The 15,436-nt window shown below is 53.8% G+C and carries 16 protein-coding genes; 4 read left to right on the forward strand and 12 right to left on the reverse strand.

From position 1 onward, the window contains the following. Positions 1-42: 42 nt before the first annotated feature. The 4 genes from SYMBAF_RS14810 to SYMBAF_RS14825 all read left to right on the forward strand — a co-directional run bounded on the left by SYMBAF_RS14810 (position 43) and on the right by SYMBAF_RS14825 (position 5,002). The gene (locus tag SYMBAF_RS14810) at positions 43-180 is read left to right on the forward strand and encodes a hypothetical protein (protein WP_160289772.1); all 138 of its coding nucleotides are present in this window, start codon (positions 43-45) and stop codon (positions 178-180) included. Continuing rightward, positions 177-1,277 carry a Gfo/Idh/MocA family oxidoreductase gene (locus tag SYMBAF_RS14815; protein WP_040263645.1) on the forward strand — a complete coding sequence of 367 codons (1,101 nt, stop codon included), beginning with the start codon at positions 177-179 and terminating at the stop codon, positions 1,275-1,277. Before SYMBAF_RS14810 ends, SYMBAF_RS14815 begins: the two co-directional genes overlap by 4 nt. Beyond that, positions 1,274-2,860: a (2,3-dihydroxybenzoyl)adenylate synthase gene (locus SYMBAF_RS14820; protein ID WP_040263647.1), complete on the forward strand. Its 1,587-nt coding sequence runs from the start codon at positions 1,274-1,276 to the stop codon at positions 2,858-2,860. The genes SYMBAF_RS14815 and SYMBAF_RS14820 overlap by 4 nt, the downstream gene beginning before the upstream one ends. 126 nt (positions 2,861-2,986) lie before the next feature. After that, positions 2,987-5,002: a TonB-dependent siderophore receptor gene (locus SYMBAF_RS14825; RefSeq protein WP_040263649.1), complete on the forward strand. Its 2,016-nt coding sequence runs from the start codon at positions 2,987-2,989 to the stop codon at positions 5,000-5,002. A 186-nt stretch (positions 5,003-5,188) separates the two neighbouring features. Here the strand turns inward: SYMBAF_RS14825 and trpS are convergent, their stop codons facing one another. The 12 genes from trpS to pilM form a co-directional block, all read right to left on the reverse strand. Then, on the reverse strand, positions 5,189-6,193 hold the full coding sequence (gene trpS, locus SYMBAF_RS14830) for a tryptophan--tRNA ligase (RefSeq protein ID WP_040263651.1): 1,005 nt from the start codon (positions 6,191-6,193) through the stop codon (positions 5,189-5,191). 2 nt (positions 6,194-6,195) lie between these two features. Then, on the reverse strand, positions 6,196-6,894 hold the full coding sequence (locus SYMBAF_RS14835) for a phosphoglycolate phosphatase (RefSeq protein ID WP_040263653.1): 699 nt from the start codon (positions 6,892-6,894) through the stop codon (positions 6,196-6,198). Beyond that, a complete protein-coding gene (gene rpe / locus SYMBAF_RS14840; protein WP_040263655.1) occupies positions 6,887-7,564 on the reverse strand; it encodes a ribulose-phosphate 3-epimerase in 678 nt (225 codons plus the stop codon). The genes SYMBAF_RS14835 and rpe overlap by 8 nt, the downstream gene beginning before the upstream one ends. A 31-nt stretch (positions 7,565-7,595) precedes the next feature. Continuing rightward, entirely contained in the window at positions 7,596-8,432 is an 837-nt protein-coding gene (dam, locus tag SYMBAF_RS14845; protein WP_040263657.1) for an adenine-specific DNA-methyltransferase, read from the reverse strand. A gap of 84 nt (positions 8,433-8,516) precedes the next feature. Continuing rightward, positions 8,517-9,491 carry an SPOR domain-containing protein gene (locus SYMBAF_RS14850; protein ID WP_040263659.1) on the reverse strand — a complete coding sequence of 325 codons (975 nt, stop codon included), beginning with the start codon at positions 9,489-9,491 and terminating at the stop codon, positions 8,517-8,519. Positions 9,492-9,839: 348 nt separating this feature from the next. Continuing rightward, positions 9,840-10,937, reverse strand: a complete 1,098-nt coding sequence (aroB, locus tag SYMBAF_RS14855; protein ID WP_040263661.1) for a 3-dehydroquinate synthase — start codon at positions 10,935-10,937, stop codon at positions 9,840-9,842. Positions 10,938-11,031: 94 nt separating this feature from the next. Continuing rightward, a complete protein-coding gene (gene aroK, locus SYMBAF_RS14860; protein ID WP_006708993.1) occupies positions 11,032-11,553 on the reverse strand; it encodes a shikimate kinase AroK in 522 nt (173 codons plus the stop codon). Between the two features lie 338 nt (positions 11,554-11,891). Then, positions 11,892-13,136, reverse strand: a complete 1,245-nt coding sequence (gene hofQ / locus SYMBAF_RS14865; protein WP_082026844.1) for a DNA uptake porin HofQ — start codon at positions 13,134-13,136, stop codon at positions 11,892-11,894. Positions 13,137-13,145: 9 nt separating this feature from the next. Further along, positions 13,146-13,484, reverse strand: a complete 339-nt coding sequence (locus SYMBAF_RS14870; protein WP_006708995.1) for a DNA utilization family protein — start codon at positions 13,482-13,484, stop codon at positions 13,146-13,148. Next, positions 13,481-13,987 (reverse strand): hypothetical protein, encoded by a 507-nt coding sequence (locus tag SYMBAF_RS14875; RefSeq protein WP_040263664.1) that lies wholly within the window; start codon positions 13,985-13,987, stop codon positions 13,481-13,483. The genes SYMBAF_RS14870 and SYMBAF_RS14875 overlap by 4 nt, the downstream gene beginning before the upstream one ends. Continuing rightward, positions 13,980-14,516 carry a PilN domain-containing protein gene (locus SYMBAF_RS14880; protein ID WP_040263666.1) on the reverse strand — a complete coding sequence of 179 codons (537 nt, stop codon included), beginning with the start codon at positions 14,514-14,516 and terminating at the stop codon, positions 13,980-13,982. The genes SYMBAF_RS14875 and SYMBAF_RS14880 overlap by 8 nt, the downstream gene beginning before the upstream one ends. Next, positions 14,516-15,358, reverse strand: a complete 843-nt coding sequence (gene pilM, locus SYMBAF_RS14885) for a type IV pilus biogenesis protein PilM (RefSeq protein WP_040263915.1) — start codon at positions 15,356-15,358, stop codon at positions 14,516-14,518. Before pilM ends, SYMBAF_RS14880 begins: the two co-directional genes overlap by 1 nt. Between the last annotated feature and the right edge of the window lie 78 nt (positions 15,359-15,436).

The following is a 15,436-nucleotide window of genomic DNA, read 5'->3' on the forward strand; positions in this document are numbered from 1 at the left end:
CCTGCACATTGGACTCCGGCACAAAATGAGTGGCAGGCGTGGATGACCCACGCTTGCGAGTACTCGCTCGACGCCACTCACTGGCAACTGATGATGGAACAACCCCAAGTACAACATTGCGCACAGTCTATCCGTCTATGGCTTGCCGATACGCCAACTCAACCGGAGAACAGGGTATGAACTCGTCCATTACCGCTAAACAACGCGTACTGATCGTCGGCGCTAAATTTGGAGAAATATATCTTAATGCTTTCATACAACCGCCTGAAGGATTGGAGTTAATGGGCTTACTGGCCCAGGGAAGCTCCCGATCACGAGAGTTGGCCTTCGCGTTTGGTATTCCGTTGTATACCTCGCTAGAACAGCTACCGGAGACGATTGATATTGCCTGTATCGTGGTACGCTCCACTGTCGCAGGGGGATCCGGCACGCAGCTCGCCAAGCATTTTCTGACACGTGGCGTACATGTCATTCAGGAACACCCGTTACATCCTGACGATCTGAATGCGCTGCAAGCGCTGGCGCAAGAAAACGGCTGCTGCTACTGGGTTAACTCTTTTTACCCACACACTCACGCAGGGCGCACCTGGATCAATGATGCACGTCAACGACGTCGTTGCCTGGGCAAGGCCGCGCAGTTTGCGCAAGTCACCACCAGCTGCCAGTTGCTCTACTCTTCGCTGGATATGCTGTTGCTGGCGCAAGGCGTTGATGCCACAACGGTAAAGTCGGAAGTAGTCAGCAGTTTCGCCGATTTTCATGCTCTACGGCTCTACTGGCCCGATGGCGAGGCCTGTCTGTTACTGCAACGCTACTTAGACCCTGCCGATCCTGATATGCACAGCCTAATCATGCACCGACAGCTTCTGAGCTGGCCGGAAGGCTACCTTTCGTTGGACGCAAGCTACGGGCCGGTTATCTGGTCATCCAGCCTGTACGTCGACGAACATCAGGAAAATGCGCACAGTCTTTATCGTAGACCCGATATTCTGCACCCATCACCGGCACTTACGCGTTGCACTGCCCCACTGACCTGGCGCGATTGCTGTGAAATCGCTGGCCCTGCTGGCGTGGCCTGGTTGTTGCAACAGTTCAGGGCGCATCTGGCAGGTACACCTGAGCCTCCGGCTTGTCATGCGACGCATCAGGTGGCGCTCTCACGATTATGGCAGCAGGTAATGCAGAACGTCGGCAATGCGGAAATACGCCACCTCACCCCACCGCACCATGGCCTGTTGGATAACCTCCATCACCAAGAAAACGAGGAAGCGCTATGACTGATCCAGAAATATTCGAACCACTTATCCGCCAGTTTCCTTCGCCCCTTGGCGAACAACTGGGTACCTGGGCTTCCCGCTATACGTCCAGTATTGCACTGATCGATAAGGATGAAACGCTGTCGTACCAGGCGCTTAATGAGCGCGTAGACCGACTCGCCGCTGGCCTGTTCACGCTGGGGCTACATTCAGGTGAGCGGGTGATTGTTCAGCTCCCCAACAGTTGCACTTTTGTCACACTGCTTTTTGCATTGTTACGTACTGGTGCTGTTCCCGTGTTGGCCATGCCCTCCCAACGCGCTGCCGACATCGACGCATTGATTGCACTGGCGGAACCTGCCGCCTACGTTATTCCAGGGGAAAGCCACGCAGAACTGGCCAAGCAAGTACGTGATAAACACGCCTGCCTACGTCATATCTTGGTGGCTGAGACATCACACAACGAAAGAACCTTTACACCTCTTTTCTCCTTACAGGGTGAGCGATGTGAATGGCCTCATCCCGATGTTGCCGATACCGCGTTGCTGCTGCTTTCCGGTGGTACTACGGGTACGCCAAAGCTTATTCCGCGTACGCATGCCGACTACAGCTATAACTTCAGTACCTCTGCACAGCTTTGCGAGATTAACCGAAACAGCGTGTATCTCGCCGTTCTCCCCATCGCCCATAACTTTCCGCTGGCCTGCCCAGGAATTTTGGGTACCCTGTCATGCGGGGGAAAAGTGGTACTCGCCGACAACGCCAGTTGTGATGAGGTGATGCCGTTGATCGCCAGGAAAAAAGTCACTCATGTCGCATTAGTGCCGGCATTAGCACAATTATGGGTACAGGCCAGAGAGTGGGAAAATAGCGATCTCTCTTCCCTGCGCGTCATTCAGGTGGGCGGCGCACGGCTAGACCCTACTTTGGCAGAAAAGATCATCACTACCATCGGCGGTATTTTGCAGCAGGTATATGGCATGGCAGAAGGCTTATTATGCTACACCCGTTTGGACGATCCCCGATCAACGGTGTTAAATACTCAAGGACGCCCGCTATCACCTTACGATGAAGTCAGAATTGTCGATGAGGACGAAAACGACGTATTACCTGGTAAGATAGGGCAACTGCTGACGCGCGGCCCCTACACCATTGCTGGCTACTATCGTGCCCCAGCCCACAACGCGCAGGCATTCACCATTGAAGGATTTTATCGCACCGGAGACTGTGTGCGCTGTGATGAATGGGGAAATATGCAGGTCGTAGGCCGTATTAAAGAGCAAATCAATCGTGCTGGAGAAAAAATCGCCGCTGCGGAAGTCGAGTCCATGCTGATGCGTCTGCCCAATATTGAGGATTGCGCCGTCGTCGCAGTACCCGATCCCCTGCTCGGCGAGCGAATTTGCGCGTTCATCATCCCCCCACCGGTTCACTCCAATATTCAACAATGGCGCGAATACCTAGGCAATATGGGAATTAGCTTGTGGAAAATTCCTGATCAGTTTGAATTTTTGTATCACTGGCCGTTAACCACCGTTGGCAAGATAGACAAAAAGCGTCTGGTTGCGCTGGCCGCTGAACGTTACGTCGAGAACTCCCGATAATCACCGACCTGACAGACCCGAAACAGGTTGAAATAAATCCGTTTCGGGTAGATCTCAACAGAAGTGATTATCATTATCAATTAAATTGATCGGGATTTTTCTACCATTTAACAAGGAATCATAACAATGAATATCATACGGCTTTATACTTGGACTTTGGGGGTGCTGCTCTCTGCGAGCGTTGATGCTCAGATCTCACAGCAAGATGACCACAGGATAGTGGTCACTGCCAGTAAACAATCCTCCCGCTCGGCATCCGCGAATAATGTCTCTTCTACTGTTGTCAGTGCGCCTGAATTAAGCGCTGCCGCTGTCACCAGCAGCGATAAACTGGTCAGGGTATTACCAGGGCTGAACATTGAAAATAGCGGTAGCCTAATTTTCTCGACGGTCTCACTGCGTGGCGTCTCCTCGGCACAGGATTTCTATAATCCCGCCGTCACCCTTTATGTCGATGGTGTTCCGCAGCTTTCTACTAATACCATCCAGGCGCTTACTGACGTACAGAGCGTGGAGCTGCTACGCGGCCCACAGGGAACCTTGTACGGAAAAAGCGCCCAGGGCGGGATCATCAATATCGTGACTCAGCAGCCGGATAGTCTGCCGCGCGGCTACATTGAGGGCAGCGTCAGCAGCCGTGACAGCTACCGCAGCAAGCTCAATCTCAGCGGCCCCATTCAGGAGGGATTACTTTACGGCAGCATGACCCTGCTACGTCAGGTTGATAACGGCAACATGATTAACCCTGCCACTGGCAGCACTGATTTAGGGGGTTCACGTACCAGCGCCGGTAATGTCAAGCTACGACTGGCTCCAGACGATCACCCCTGGGAGATGAGTTTTTCAGCCTCGCGCGACTGTACCCGCGCCACACAGGATACTTACGTTTCCTGGGATGACATAAAAAGCCGTCAACTGATAATAGGCAACGGCGCACCTGATCCTTCTCTGCGGCGCTGTACTGATAGCCAGACGCTAAATGGCAAATACACCACCGACAATTGGGCTTTTAACCTGATCAGCAGTTGGCAACAACAGCATTATTCACGGACCTTCCCGACTGGAACATTACTGGTTAACCTACCTCAGCGCTGGAATCAGGATGTTCAAGAACTGCGCGCCGCCACCTATGGTGAAGCTCGCCCCATTGATATGGTATTGGGGCTTTATCGCCAGAATACGCGCGAGAAGGTGAATGCAACTTACGACATGCTATCAATGCGTATGAACAACAATGGCTACACTAGCGCTGAAACACTGGCAGCTTACAGTGACCTGACATGGCATTTAACCGATCGATTCAACATCGGGGGCGGCGTCCGTTATTCTCACGATAAGGCAAGCACCCAGTATCATGGCAATATGCTCAACACCCCGTTTGGCGATAGCGGAAAGAATCATGATCACCAGGTACTCAGCCAACTCTCCACGGGCTATATGCTTACCGATGATTGGCGGGTCTATACCCGTATTGCACAAGGATATAAACCTTCTGGTTTCAATATCGTACCCTCGCCTAGACTTGATGCAAAACCCTTTATAGCGGAACAATCCATCAACTATGAGATCGGCACCGGTTACGCCTCCTCCAGTGTGCAATTACAAGCCGCAACCTTCCATACCCATACACGAGACATGCAGCTCTATTCCGGCCCGGTCGGGATGCAAACATTAAGTAACGCTGGCACATCCGATGCCAGTGGCGTGGAATTTGAGGCAAAATGGCTGTTCGCACCGGGTTGGTCATGGGATTTGAACGGCAATGTGGTACGTTCCAAGTTTACTAATAGCAGCGCGCTGTATAGCGGAAACCGGGTACCCTTTGTACCACGCTACCGTGCTGGAAGCAGTCTGAACGGAGTGATTGACACAAATTATGGTGCCCTGATGACGCGCCTGGCGGTAAATCTGGTGGGACCGCACAATTTTGATGGCAATAATCAGTTGCAACAGGGAACCTATGCCACATTGGATACCCAACTGGGCTGGCAGGCGACCGAATTTATGAATATTTCTGTCTATGTCGATAACCTGTTAGATCGCCGCTACCACACCTTCGGTTATGTTAGCGGCAATGGCGCCTTAGCACAGGCCAATATCGGGCGAACCATCGGCATTAACACACGCATTGATTTTTTCTGAGCCTCAGTTTTATAGCCAATGGCAGGCGCTGCCCGATATAAGTCAACATCACGGCATAGGCTGCAAAAGCCGCACTTTAGGCTGTATCCCGCCATTGCACCTGACCGCCGCTGGTGGTCATTGGCCGGACACACTCTAGTCGTCCTTGCACTTTCAGCGAGGAGGACACCCTTTTTACTGTTCGCGTTATCGCGGCGCTACAAAGCCAACTGCCTGATAGACTTTCGCCAAGGTTTCCTGCGCACGCGCACGCGCCTTAGCAGCACCGTCACACATCACCTGCTGCAAGTAGGCTTCGTCTTTGCGCAAGCTGTAGTAACGCTGTTGCAATTCGCTCAACATGCCGGACACAGCTTCCGCCACCACGCCTTTTAGCTGGCCGTACATCTGGCCAGCAAACTCAGCTTCCAACTGAACGATGCTTTTGCCCGTCACACCGGAGAGGATATCCAGCAGGTTGGAGACGCCCGCTTTGTTGGCCACGTCATAACGGATGACCGGCGGCTCTTCGGAGTCGGTCATCGCACGTTTGATTTTTTTAGTCACCGCATTCGGATCTTCCAGCAGGCCAATGACGTTATTACGGTTGTCGTCCGACTTAGACATCTTCTTGTGCGGTTCCTGCAACGACATCACACGCGCGCCGGACTTAGGAATGAACGGCTCAGGCACTTTGAACACCTCACCATACAGCGCGTTAAAACGCTGGCTCACATCACGGCTCAACTCCAGATGCTGTTTTTGGTCTTCACCAACCGGCACCTGATGAGTCTGATACAGTAGGATGTCCGCCGCCATCAGCACCGGGTAGCTGAACAGACCAGCGTTGATGTTCTCTGCGTAGCGAGTGGATTTGTCCTTGAACTGAGTCATGCGGCTCAACTCACCGAAATAGGTGTAGCAATTCAGCACCCAGCCCAGTTGAGTATGCTCCGGTACATGCGACTGCACGAAGATAGTACTCCTTTCCGGATCAATGCCACAGGCCAGGTACAATGCCAGTGTATCCAGCGTAGCTTTACGCAGTTGCTCCGCATCTTGACGCACAGTGATGGCGTGTAGATCAACGATACAGTAGATACAGTCGTAGTCATCCTGCATCTGAACCCACTGACGCAGCGCCCCCATGTAGTTGCCAATGGTCAGTTCGCCGGACGGCTGTGCGCCACTAAATACGATGGGCTTACTCATGTTTAAATTTCCTGATCCTCTAAAGATGACAGCCCAAGAACGGGCAACAAATCGGCGAAGCGTTCCAGCACACAGTCAGGGTGGCTCAGGGCAATCGACTCACCATAGTTATAACCATAGGCCAGACCCACACATGGGCAACCTGCGCCCTGTGCCGCCTGGATATCATTGCGTGAATCGCCGACGAACAACAACTCGTTGGCACGCAGGCCGAGCTTGCCAAGCGCCAGATATAGCGGTGCCGGATGCGGTTTCTTTTCCGTCACATCATCACCACCGATCACCAGCGAGAAATAGTCACCAATGGCAAACGTAGCCAGTAAAGGGGCGACAAACAGCGTCGGCTTATTGGTCACCAGCGCCATCAGATAACCTTGTGCGGCCAGATGGGCCAGCGTCTCTTTTACCTGCGGGAACAGGCGGCTACCGCTGTCGATAGTTTGTGCATAGAAATGATCGAAGCGTTCACGCAGTTGGCTAGCCTGCTGCGGTGAGGCTGCCGCTTCCGTCCAGCACAGTGCACGCTGCACCAGTATGTCGGCACCGTTACCGATCCAAGTGCCAACACGCGCTTCCCCCGCTGGCGGCAACCCCATTTCCACCAAGGCCAGATCGAGAGCAACCGCCAAGCTTGGCACACTATCCACCAGCGTGCCATCCAGATCAAAAGCCAAAGCGCGGATGGCGGAAAAATCAGCCATAAACCACCTTCGCCAGTTCGCTGCGCATGTCGTCGATCACCTTGCGGTAATCCGGCTTGCCGAAAATCGCCGACCCAGCAACGAACATGTCGGCACCCGCAGCAGCGATCTCGGCGATATTATCGACTTTCACCCCGCCATCGACTTCCAGACGAATATCGCGGCCGCTTGCGTCGATCAACTTGCGCACTTGGCGCAGCTTGCCCAACGTGCCGTGAATAAATGACTGACCACCGAACCCCGGATTCACCGACATTATTAGGATCACGTCGATTTTATCCATCACGTAGTCGAGGTAGCTCAGCGGGGTAGCGGGGTTAAATACCAGGCCAGCCTTGCAGCCGTGCTCTTGGATCAGTTGAAGGGTGCGAGCGATATGTTCGGAGGCTTCAGGGTGGAAAGTGATATAGGTCGCGCCAGCCTTGGCGAAGTCAGGCACGATGCGATCCACCGGTTTCACCATCAAGTGCACATCGATCGGCGCGCTAATGCCGTAATTGCGCAGCGCTTCACACACCATCGGGCCGATGGTCAAATTAGGAACATAGTGGTTATCCATGACATCGAAGTGCACCACATCGCCGCCCGCGGCCAGCATGTTAGCGGTATCTTCACCTAACCGGGCAAAATCTGCCGACAGAATGGACGGGGCAATCAAAAACTTTTTCATCCGCTTCTCCACACTCTTAGGGGTCGAATGTTTATACGCCGGGGCATTTCCCGGTTCCGCAATACAGTGCCAAAAGCTCGTTCACTTTACCACGCCCAAAAGCATTGCGGCTGATAGTACGGCGTGCCTTTACCACATACAATGAAGCTTGCTGGTACCAGTCACGTGTCAACTCAGTATCATGATTGGAAATCAATACTGGCACCTGGCTCTCTATAGAAAGCTGATGCGCCATCCGCGCTAGATCCTGCTGGTCGATAATGCTGAAGTTATTGGTGTGATAAGCAGTGAAATTCGCCGTCGCCGACAAGGGCGCATAAGGCGGATCGCAATACACCACCGTACCGCGTATCGCCTTTGCCATGGTAGTACGGTAATGCTCACAGACAAAAGTGGCATTGCGGGATTTTTCAGCAAACCAGTACAGCTCTTCCTCAGGGAAGTAGGGTTTCTTATAACGACCAAAAGGCACGTTGAACTCGCCGCGTAGATTATAGCGACACAAGCCGTTATAGCAGTGGCGGTTCAGATATAGAAACAGCAGTGCCCGACGATAGGCATCGATGCTAGCATTGAACTCTTTCCGCAACAGGTAAAATTGATCTGAGTTATTAAATTCATTGGTGAAAAGAATACGGACATCGCGCACAAAATCGTCTGTGCACAGCTTAACGATGTTATACAGGTTGATAAGATCGCTGTTGATGTCGGCGAGAATATAGGCATCGTACTCTGTATTCAGGAAAACTGAACCTGCCCCCACAAATGGCTCGATTAAGCAGTCTCCCGCTGGCAGATGACGACGGATCTCGTCCACCAACGGGTACTTTCCACCAGCCCATTTTAAAAAAGCGCGGTTTTTCTTCATGCCGTCAATTAGCTACTTATATAATGCAGAGCGGCGGATTGTACTCTGTTTCAGACGGCACGTCAGTGCGCATATCTAAATGATTTATTTTTTAAGCTCTTGCTGGACTTGACGTGCAGACCGAACCCAAGGTTTTTTCACCTGCACATCCGCCGGCAACGTGACTATGGCACGCTTCGCTTCCTCAGAAGACGCATAGTTACCACTCACCAACACATACCAGGGTTTGCCGTTACGTTGGGTGGGGTATACCAGGTAGTTTTGCAGCTTCTGCTGCTTAGCGTAGGCATGCAATGTATCAGGGCGCGAGGCACTGCTCAGTTGCAGGGTATAGTGGTTCCCCACTGCGGACTGCAAGGCACTGCCGCTTACCGTTCCCGCCTTGGCAGAAGAGGCTAAGGTTGATGCTGACACCGTGGTTGGCGCTTTATGGTGCGTAGTGGCCGATTTGCTGGCGGTTTTGGCCTGCGGCGCACTCCCCTGAAGCGGATGCATGGCTTCTCTCGCCGCTGCGCTGTTCATTACTGTCGCCGACGCCGTCGGCAATGTTGATTGCACCCCGATTTTGCCTTGAGTCACTGTGTCAACCTGCCCTTGCTGCGAAGAGAGCGCATCCACCATATTGCCCGGCAGCTCGATACGCTGCCGCGCCCCACCTTGCGGGGGTAACGGCTGGGCTTGCGTCGGCGTGCTGGCGATCGGCGGAACGCTGACATTCTGTGGCTGAGACGTTGTGCTCACGCCAACATTACCATGGGTATCGGTGGTACCACCTACTACGCCATTGTTGCTGGTAACCAGTGCCGAAGAACCGGACAGGTTGATATCTTTGGCCACGCCGTTTTGCGTGCCTTCCTGCGCTGTTTCATGTTTGGTCGGTGCCTTCAACGCCGAACCCATACCGACAACCAGCAGTAGCAACACCAAAACACCGATACCTATCATCAAATGCTGACGCGATACGGCAAAACGAGATACCACAGCCGGTTTGCGCGAGTGCATAGGACGACGATCACGGCTATCAGGTCTGAGATCGTCTTCCGGTTTAAACTCATCCATCTGAAACCCTCCAACTAGAAGCAAAAGCCCACCATTGTGGCACGGGCAGATTAACCCGATGATAGCAAAGCGACACCTGTCATGCTTTATTCATTAGTAATATACCCGCCCTACTTCAAGTTGCCTGTGCATTAGCGTTCCTCGCTCACCCCAGTCACTGACGGGTATAAGCGACTGGAGGATTAATGAATCTCATCCCTGAGGTTCAGCCTGCGGCCCAGCGCAAGCGCTGTTCAAATCGCTTCCCAACCAATTTGTCGCTGCGTTGCCGCCTTCCTGTAACTCGAATTATTTAGGGTGTAATAGATATCAACGGCGGCTAAGCCACGGTGACTTTGCCTGATTTAGCTAAACATTCCCCATGGGAAGGCAGGCGGCGATCGACGTCAGCACCCGCTCATGCCCAACGCCACTGCGGACTTGCGCCTGGCCAATGGCCGTCGGCAGTACCAAACGCAACTCGCCAGCCAGCACTTTTTTATCACGCATCATATGCGGCAGATAACTTCCTGGCGTCATTTCCTGCGGCCCACAAACCGGCAGGCCAGCACGCAGCAGCAACGCTTTAATGCGCTCGATATCATCAACGGAGAACTGGCCGAGGCGATGCGCGGTTTCCGCCGCCATCACCATGCCAACCGCGACGGCTTCTCCGTGCAACCATACACCGTAGCCCATTTCAGCTTCGATCGCATGACCGTAAGTATGGCCTAAATTCAGCAGGGCACGCGAACCGCTTTCGCGTTCATCAGCAGCTACTACCTCGGCTTTCAGCTCGCAGCAGCGGCGGATACAGTAGGCCAGAGCCTGCATATCCAGCGCCACCAACGCATCGATATTGTTTTCAAGCCAGATGAAAAAGTCACGGTCAAGAATAATCCCATACTTGATCACTTCAGCCAGGCCAGAGGAAAGTTCACGCGCTGGCAAAGTTTGCAAGCAGTCCAAATCAACCACTACCGAAGCAGGTTGATAGAACGCGCCGATCATGTTTTTACCGAGCGGATGATTGACAGCGGTTTTACCGCCAACGGAAGAGTCTACCTGCGACAACAGAGTGGTAGGAACTTGAATAAAACGCACACCACGCTGATAACAGGCAGCGGCAAAGCCTGTAAGGTCACCGATAACGCCACCGCCAAGCGCGATCAGCGTTGTATCACGGCCATGAGGCTTTTGCAGCAGTGCTGAGAACACCTGTTCGAGTACCGCCAGGGATTTGTACTGTTCGCCATCAGGCAGAATCACCTGATCCACCCTCACGCCACCTTGCTCCAACACCTTGCGAACCTGTTCCAAATAGAGCGGTGCCAACGTCTGGTTGGTGACCAGCATCACCTGTTCACCGGCTTTCAACGGCATAAAAGAGGCCGGATCGTTAAACAATCCGGCGGCTATGGTAATCGGGTAGCTGCGCTCCCCAAGCGTTACGGTAATTCTCTCCATATCGCGCCCAGTTCCCAGTGTGGTTTATCCCCGCTGCTGCGGAAACACAAATCAGTCTTTGCGCATTCGCCCACAGCGAATACGGAAACCGCAATCAATTGTTCTCCAGCATGTTGATGATCTGATTGGCCACCACTTTGGCGCTTTGATCATCGGTGCGGATAGTCACATCGGCAATTTCTTCGTACAACGGATTGCGTTCTTTCGCCAGAGCCTCCAGCACTTCACGCGGAGGAGAATCGACCTGCAACAGCGGGCGTTTTTTGTCGCGCTGGGTACGAGCCAACTGCTTCTCGATAGTGGTTTCCAGATAGACTACAACGCCACGCGCCGACAAACGGTTGCGTGTTTCACGCGACTTCACCGAGCCACCACCGGTAGCCAGTACAATCCCTTTATTCTCCGTCAGTTCATTAATGACTTTTTCTTCACGATCGCGGAAACCTGCTTCGCCTTCCACATCGAATACCCAGCCCACATCAGCTCCGGTACGTTGCTCAATTTCTTGATCAGAGTCGAAGAATTCCATATTGAGTTGCTGAGCTAACTGACGGCCAATAGTGCTTTTCCCAGCACCCATAGGCCCAACCAGAAAGATATTGCGTTTCTCTGCCATGTTTTTCGGTATTACTAAGACAATGCGTTAATGTTAACCCGCCCCGCCAATCAAATTAGCGGCGGGACCTAAACTGAAACCTCATAAGCGATAGTGCAGGATCAGACGAAAAATTATCTCAACACTCTTGGTTGTTTGGCAACCGAATAAATAACCATCCGCGCCGCAGGAGGGAAAACTACGTTTTTAACGGCATCTTGGCACTAAAAAACCTTGGTGCTCAATTCGGTAACCCTTGTAAGCTAAATCGGTCGCAGCGTCAAACCTAGATGCCCCCAAGGTGATAAAAAATGTTTCTGCGATCAACTTTAGGTGATTTATGGCAAAGGCGACACGCTTCAATCTTTAATCAACGTCGGCGTAATGAAGATCACCAGTTCGCGCCTTTTATGCTGCTTGCTGCTCTGTTTAAATAGTGATCCCAGTAGCGGAACATCGCCGATCCCAGGCACTTTGTCTTCTGCCTGCCCGTTAAGCCGTTGAAAAATCCCCCCCAACACAATGGTTTCGCCGTCTTTTACCGTGATCTGCGTCTTTATCTCCTGCTTATCGATGGTGAGCGCTTCTCCCTCCCCCCTGCTGACTGAGCGCCCAGGCATGTTTTGACTGATGTGCAGCGTCAACGTGATGCGCCCGTCAGGCAATACTTTAGGCGTCACCTCCATGCCCAATACCGCTTCTTTAAACTCCACCGAGGTTGCGCCGCTGGCACCACTCGAGACTTCGTAAGGAATTTCCGTTCCCTGCTTGATGCTGGCGGTTTGCATATGTGCCGTCAGCAGGCGCGGGTTGGCGATAATCTCCACCCGGTTTTCTTGCTCCAGCGCGGTCAGTTCCAAGTTCAGCAGACGCCCACTAAGGCGCGCTAAATGAAAACCTGCGCTCAGCGTGCTTTTTTGCTGCGGCAAGCCAACGTTGAAATTATCCAACCGCAGCGGCTGCGCTGGCCGTTCATCCGCTGCCAACCCCCAGCGCACGCCCAGTTCATGCAGGTTTTCACTGTTGATGGTCACGATATATGACGCCAGTTGTACCTGCGCCAAGGGAATATCCATTTCCGCCACCCGCTTTTTCAGCAGCGCCAGCACCGGGGCAGTATCGCGGATTAGTAACGCGTTGGTGCGCTTGTCAGCCACCACACTGCCCCTTTCGCCCAGTAAAGCACCGCGCTGTGCATTCAGGCTTTCGGCGATCTCTGCGGCATCAGCGTTTTTCAATGCCAGCGTCACACTGTGCAGCGGCTGTTGCAGCGCCAATGTCTGCTGATGCTGCTGTTTTTCCTGCGCATCCAACTCTGCGGAAACCATCATCACAGAGCCCTCCCTGGTCATCGACAGATTGCCCATACGCAATACCAATGCCAGCGCCTGCGGCCAAGGGACATTATCCAATCGCAGCGTCAGGTTGCCGTCAACGCCCGCTGCAGTGATCAGATTCAGTTGACGGTAATCGGCCAGCGCTTGCAGTATCACCGTGACAGGCGCATCCTGAAACTCCAATGAAATTGTCTGATTATCCTGTGCAGGGACCACCGCAACCGCCAGCCCCCACAGGGCGAACCCCAGCCAATGGCATCCTTTCATCGTCATTCCCTATGATTTGTTTAGCATCAACTGCACATGACCGATAGCCACTGGGCAGTCAGGATCAGTCGGTTGTTCGGCTAGCGTCAGCTTGTCGGCGTTTATCTGATCTACCCGCCAGCGCCCGGCGAGCAATATCTGCTGCGGTCTGAGGCGCAGCCATTGCCCCGCTGGCGTGACGACCCAGCCATAACGCAGCGCAGGCTGTCCGATAATGCCTTTCAGCCGCCAGCCAGCCGGCGACTCCAACGCCATCAGGCAGTCAGGCAACGGGATAAAAGGATTGCGCGGCTGTGCGGCCAACACCCACGGCAGCAACAGCAACCCTGACCAACGCCTTTTACTCATCGACATCCCCCCCCGGTGGCATCTTGCAGTACGAAGCGTACCGTCATGTTTTCCGACTGCATTTCAATATTTATTTGTTCAATGCGTAAACCGGCGGGCAACACCTGCAACAAGGTTAATAAACCGGCATAGTCGGTACGCAAACTCAGCGTCTGCCGCAGCGGTTTTTCCAGCCGCTGCCAGTGCAATAGCGTGGCCCCTGCCTGCTGTAGAGCTTCCGTCAGATCGCCCTGCCCGGCGGGGGGCTCCGTTGCCAGCTGCCAATGCCGATCCATTGTTTCCATCGCTGGTATTTGTGCCAACTGCCGTTGCCGCTGTTCAATTTGCTGCATGAGTTGTCGCCGCTGTGTGGCGATACGCGCGCGCTGTTGCCCTTCGTCCTGCCATAGCCAACCGATGGCAAGTACCGCCAGAATGCTCAACCCCAGCCATTGCATCGCCAGCAATTGCCCGGCAGGCAAATTCAGCCAGCGCCATAGCCAAGGAGGTAAGGCGCTATCCATCCCGCCCCCATGCCATCAGAGTAAATGCCAGCAGGCTATCTTTGCTCTGTACCACTTCCTCCAGCCGATGCTGCCGTAGCAGCGGCATGGCTGTCAGCCGCTGTTCAAACTGGGCAATGGCCGCAGAGTGGCGGCTGAAACCGCGCAACTGAAGCCCGCCTTGCAGGCTACCATCCAGCGCAATCAGCCACAGTGGGGGAGGCACCGCGACAGAAAGCTGCTGCAAAAATTGTCGATAACGCTGGTTGTGTTGCAGATTACGCGCCTGCAATTCCACCCGGGCTTTTTGCTGTTCAAACTGTGCCAACGCTTGCTGTGCCTGCTGATAACGTTGCGTCAGCACTGTCAACGCCTCGCTCAGGCTCTCAAGACTCTCTTGCCGCTGCACCTGTCGGCTATGCTGCAAGCTGAATACCGCCACCGTGACCAGCAGCAGCAATACCAGTTGCAGTGCAAACATGCATAGCCAGAAAACACCGCGACGACGCAGACGTTGTCGCCGCCAAGGCAATAGGTTCACCTGATACATCAGTCCTCCTCCCGCAGCGCCAGACCACCAGCCAATACAAACGCAGAAGGCTGCGTGGGCAGCGGCGGCTGCAACTGGCGGAAGGCACTGAGCGGCGACCAGAGCTGGCAACCCGCAGGGGGTGGCCCCTCCAGTATGCTGCTGTAACAGACCTGTAAATCGGTACCAGGCGAACCAACGGCTGTTTGCAACGCCCGCAACGCTGATATCAAGCCATCAGGCTCGCTAGCAGGCAACACTCCATAAGCGAAAGGGCCGCCATGGGGCGCGACCCATAGCCACTCATGATCGAGACGGTGCATCAGCCCCGCAACGGCAGGCAAGCCTGCGGCGAGGGCCATCACCCGCAGCGCGCAGGGGGTGATATCGACTACCTGCGGCTGCAAATCGGCTTGATGCAAACAGTGCAGCCACTGTTGCAGTTCTTGTCGGCGTGCCGCAGTTAGCAGCAGTGTTGCCGTATCTGGAGGTGAAAGACGGTGATCCAGCGCCAGCGTCTGGCCGTCGAGGGGGAACTGTTTCAGCCCTTGGATACTAATATAATCGTTGCGCTGCGGTTCTTTCAGCCGCGCATCCGGCTGCGGCATTCTCTGTTGCAAAACCCGTTGCGCTGGCAATGCAATGCGTAGGGAAATATATTTTGGTAACTGGACACGCCACTGCCGTAGCACCTGGATCAGGGCATCGGAATGTTCCAGGCAACCGTCGCGCAATACCGCCTGCGACAGCTTATGCTGCCACCAGTGGCGTAGTTGCCATCCATTGCGGCGACGTTGAACGGCCAAGGCTCGCACACTGTGGTTTTGTATATCCAGCCCCACCTGCCATGATTGATAGAACATATTTTTCGCCAAGCCCCCATCCGATGATGATAAATAAAAGAACATATCCATGTTGCAGGCTTGCCTTTATACTACCGC

This window comes from Serratia symbiotica (assembly GCF_000821185.2).
Lineage (GTDB): Bacteria > Pseudomonadota > Gammaproteobacteria > Enterobacterales > Enterobacteriaceae > Serratia > Serratia symbiotica.

Bases quoted from the DNA above. Each gene is read 5' to 3' on its own strand.
- rpe (WP_040263655.1), bottom strand. From the start codon at position 7,564: ATGAAAAAGTTTTTGATTGCCCCGTCCATTCTGTCGGCAGATTTTGCC.
- SYMBAF_RS14880 (WP_040263666.1), bottom strand. From the start codon at position 14,516: ATGTATCAGGTGAACCTATTGCCTTGGCGGCGACAACGTCTGCGTCGT.
- SYMBAF_RS14825 (WP_040263649.1), top strand. From the start codon at position 2,987: ATGAATATCATACGGCTTTATACTTGGACTTTGGGGGTGCTGCTCTCT.
- pilM (WP_040263915.1), bottom strand. From the start codon at position 15,358: ATGTTCTATCAATCATGGCAGGTGGGGCTGGATATACAAAACCACAGT.
- hofQ (WP_082026844.1), bottom strand. From the start codon at position 13,136: ATGAAAGGATGCCATTGGCTGGGGTTCGCCCTGTGGGGGCTGGCGGTT.
- aroB (WP_040263661.1), bottom strand. From the start codon at position 10,937: ATGGAGAGAATTACCGTAACGCTTGGGGAGCGCAGCTACCCGATTACC.
- dam (WP_040263657.1), bottom strand. From the start codon at position 8,432: ATGAAGAAAAACCGCGCTTTTTTAAAATGGGCTGGTGGAAAGTACCCG.
- SYMBAF_RS14850 (WP_040263659.1), bottom strand. From the start codon at position 9,491: ATGGATGAGTTTAAACCGGAAGACGATCTCAGACCTGATAGCCGTGAT.
- trpS (WP_040263651.1), bottom strand. From the start codon at position 6,193: ATGAGTAAGCCCATCGTATTTAGTGGCGCACAGCCGTCCGGCGAACTG.
- SYMBAF_RS14835 (WP_040263653.1), bottom strand. From the start codon at position 6,894: ATGGCTGATTTTTCCGCCATCCGCGCTTTGGCTTTTGATCTGGATGGC.
- SYMBAF_RS14875 (WP_040263664.1), bottom strand. From the start codon at position 13,987: ATGGATAGCGCCTTACCTCCTTGGCTATGGCGCTGGCTGAATTTGCCT.
- SYMBAF_RS14815 (WP_040263645.1), top strand. From the start codon at position 177: ATGAACTCGTCCATTACCGCTAAACAACGCGTACTGATCGTCGGCGCT.
- aroK (WP_006708993.1), bottom strand. From the start codon at position 11,553: ATGGCAGAGAAACGCAATATCTTTCTGGTTGGGCCTATGGGTGCTGGG.
- SYMBAF_RS14820 (WP_040263647.1), top strand. From the start codon at position 1,274: ATGACTGATCCAGAAATATTCGAACCACTTATCCGCCAGTTTCCTTCG.
- SYMBAF_RS14870 (WP_006708995.1), bottom strand. From the start codon at position 13,484: ATGAGTAAAAGGCGTTGGTCAGGGTTGCTGTTGCTGCCGTGGGTGTTG.
- SYMBAF_RS14810 (WP_160289772.1), top strand. From the start codon at position 43: ATGACCCACGCTTGCGAGTACTCGCTCGACGCCACTCACTGGCAACTG.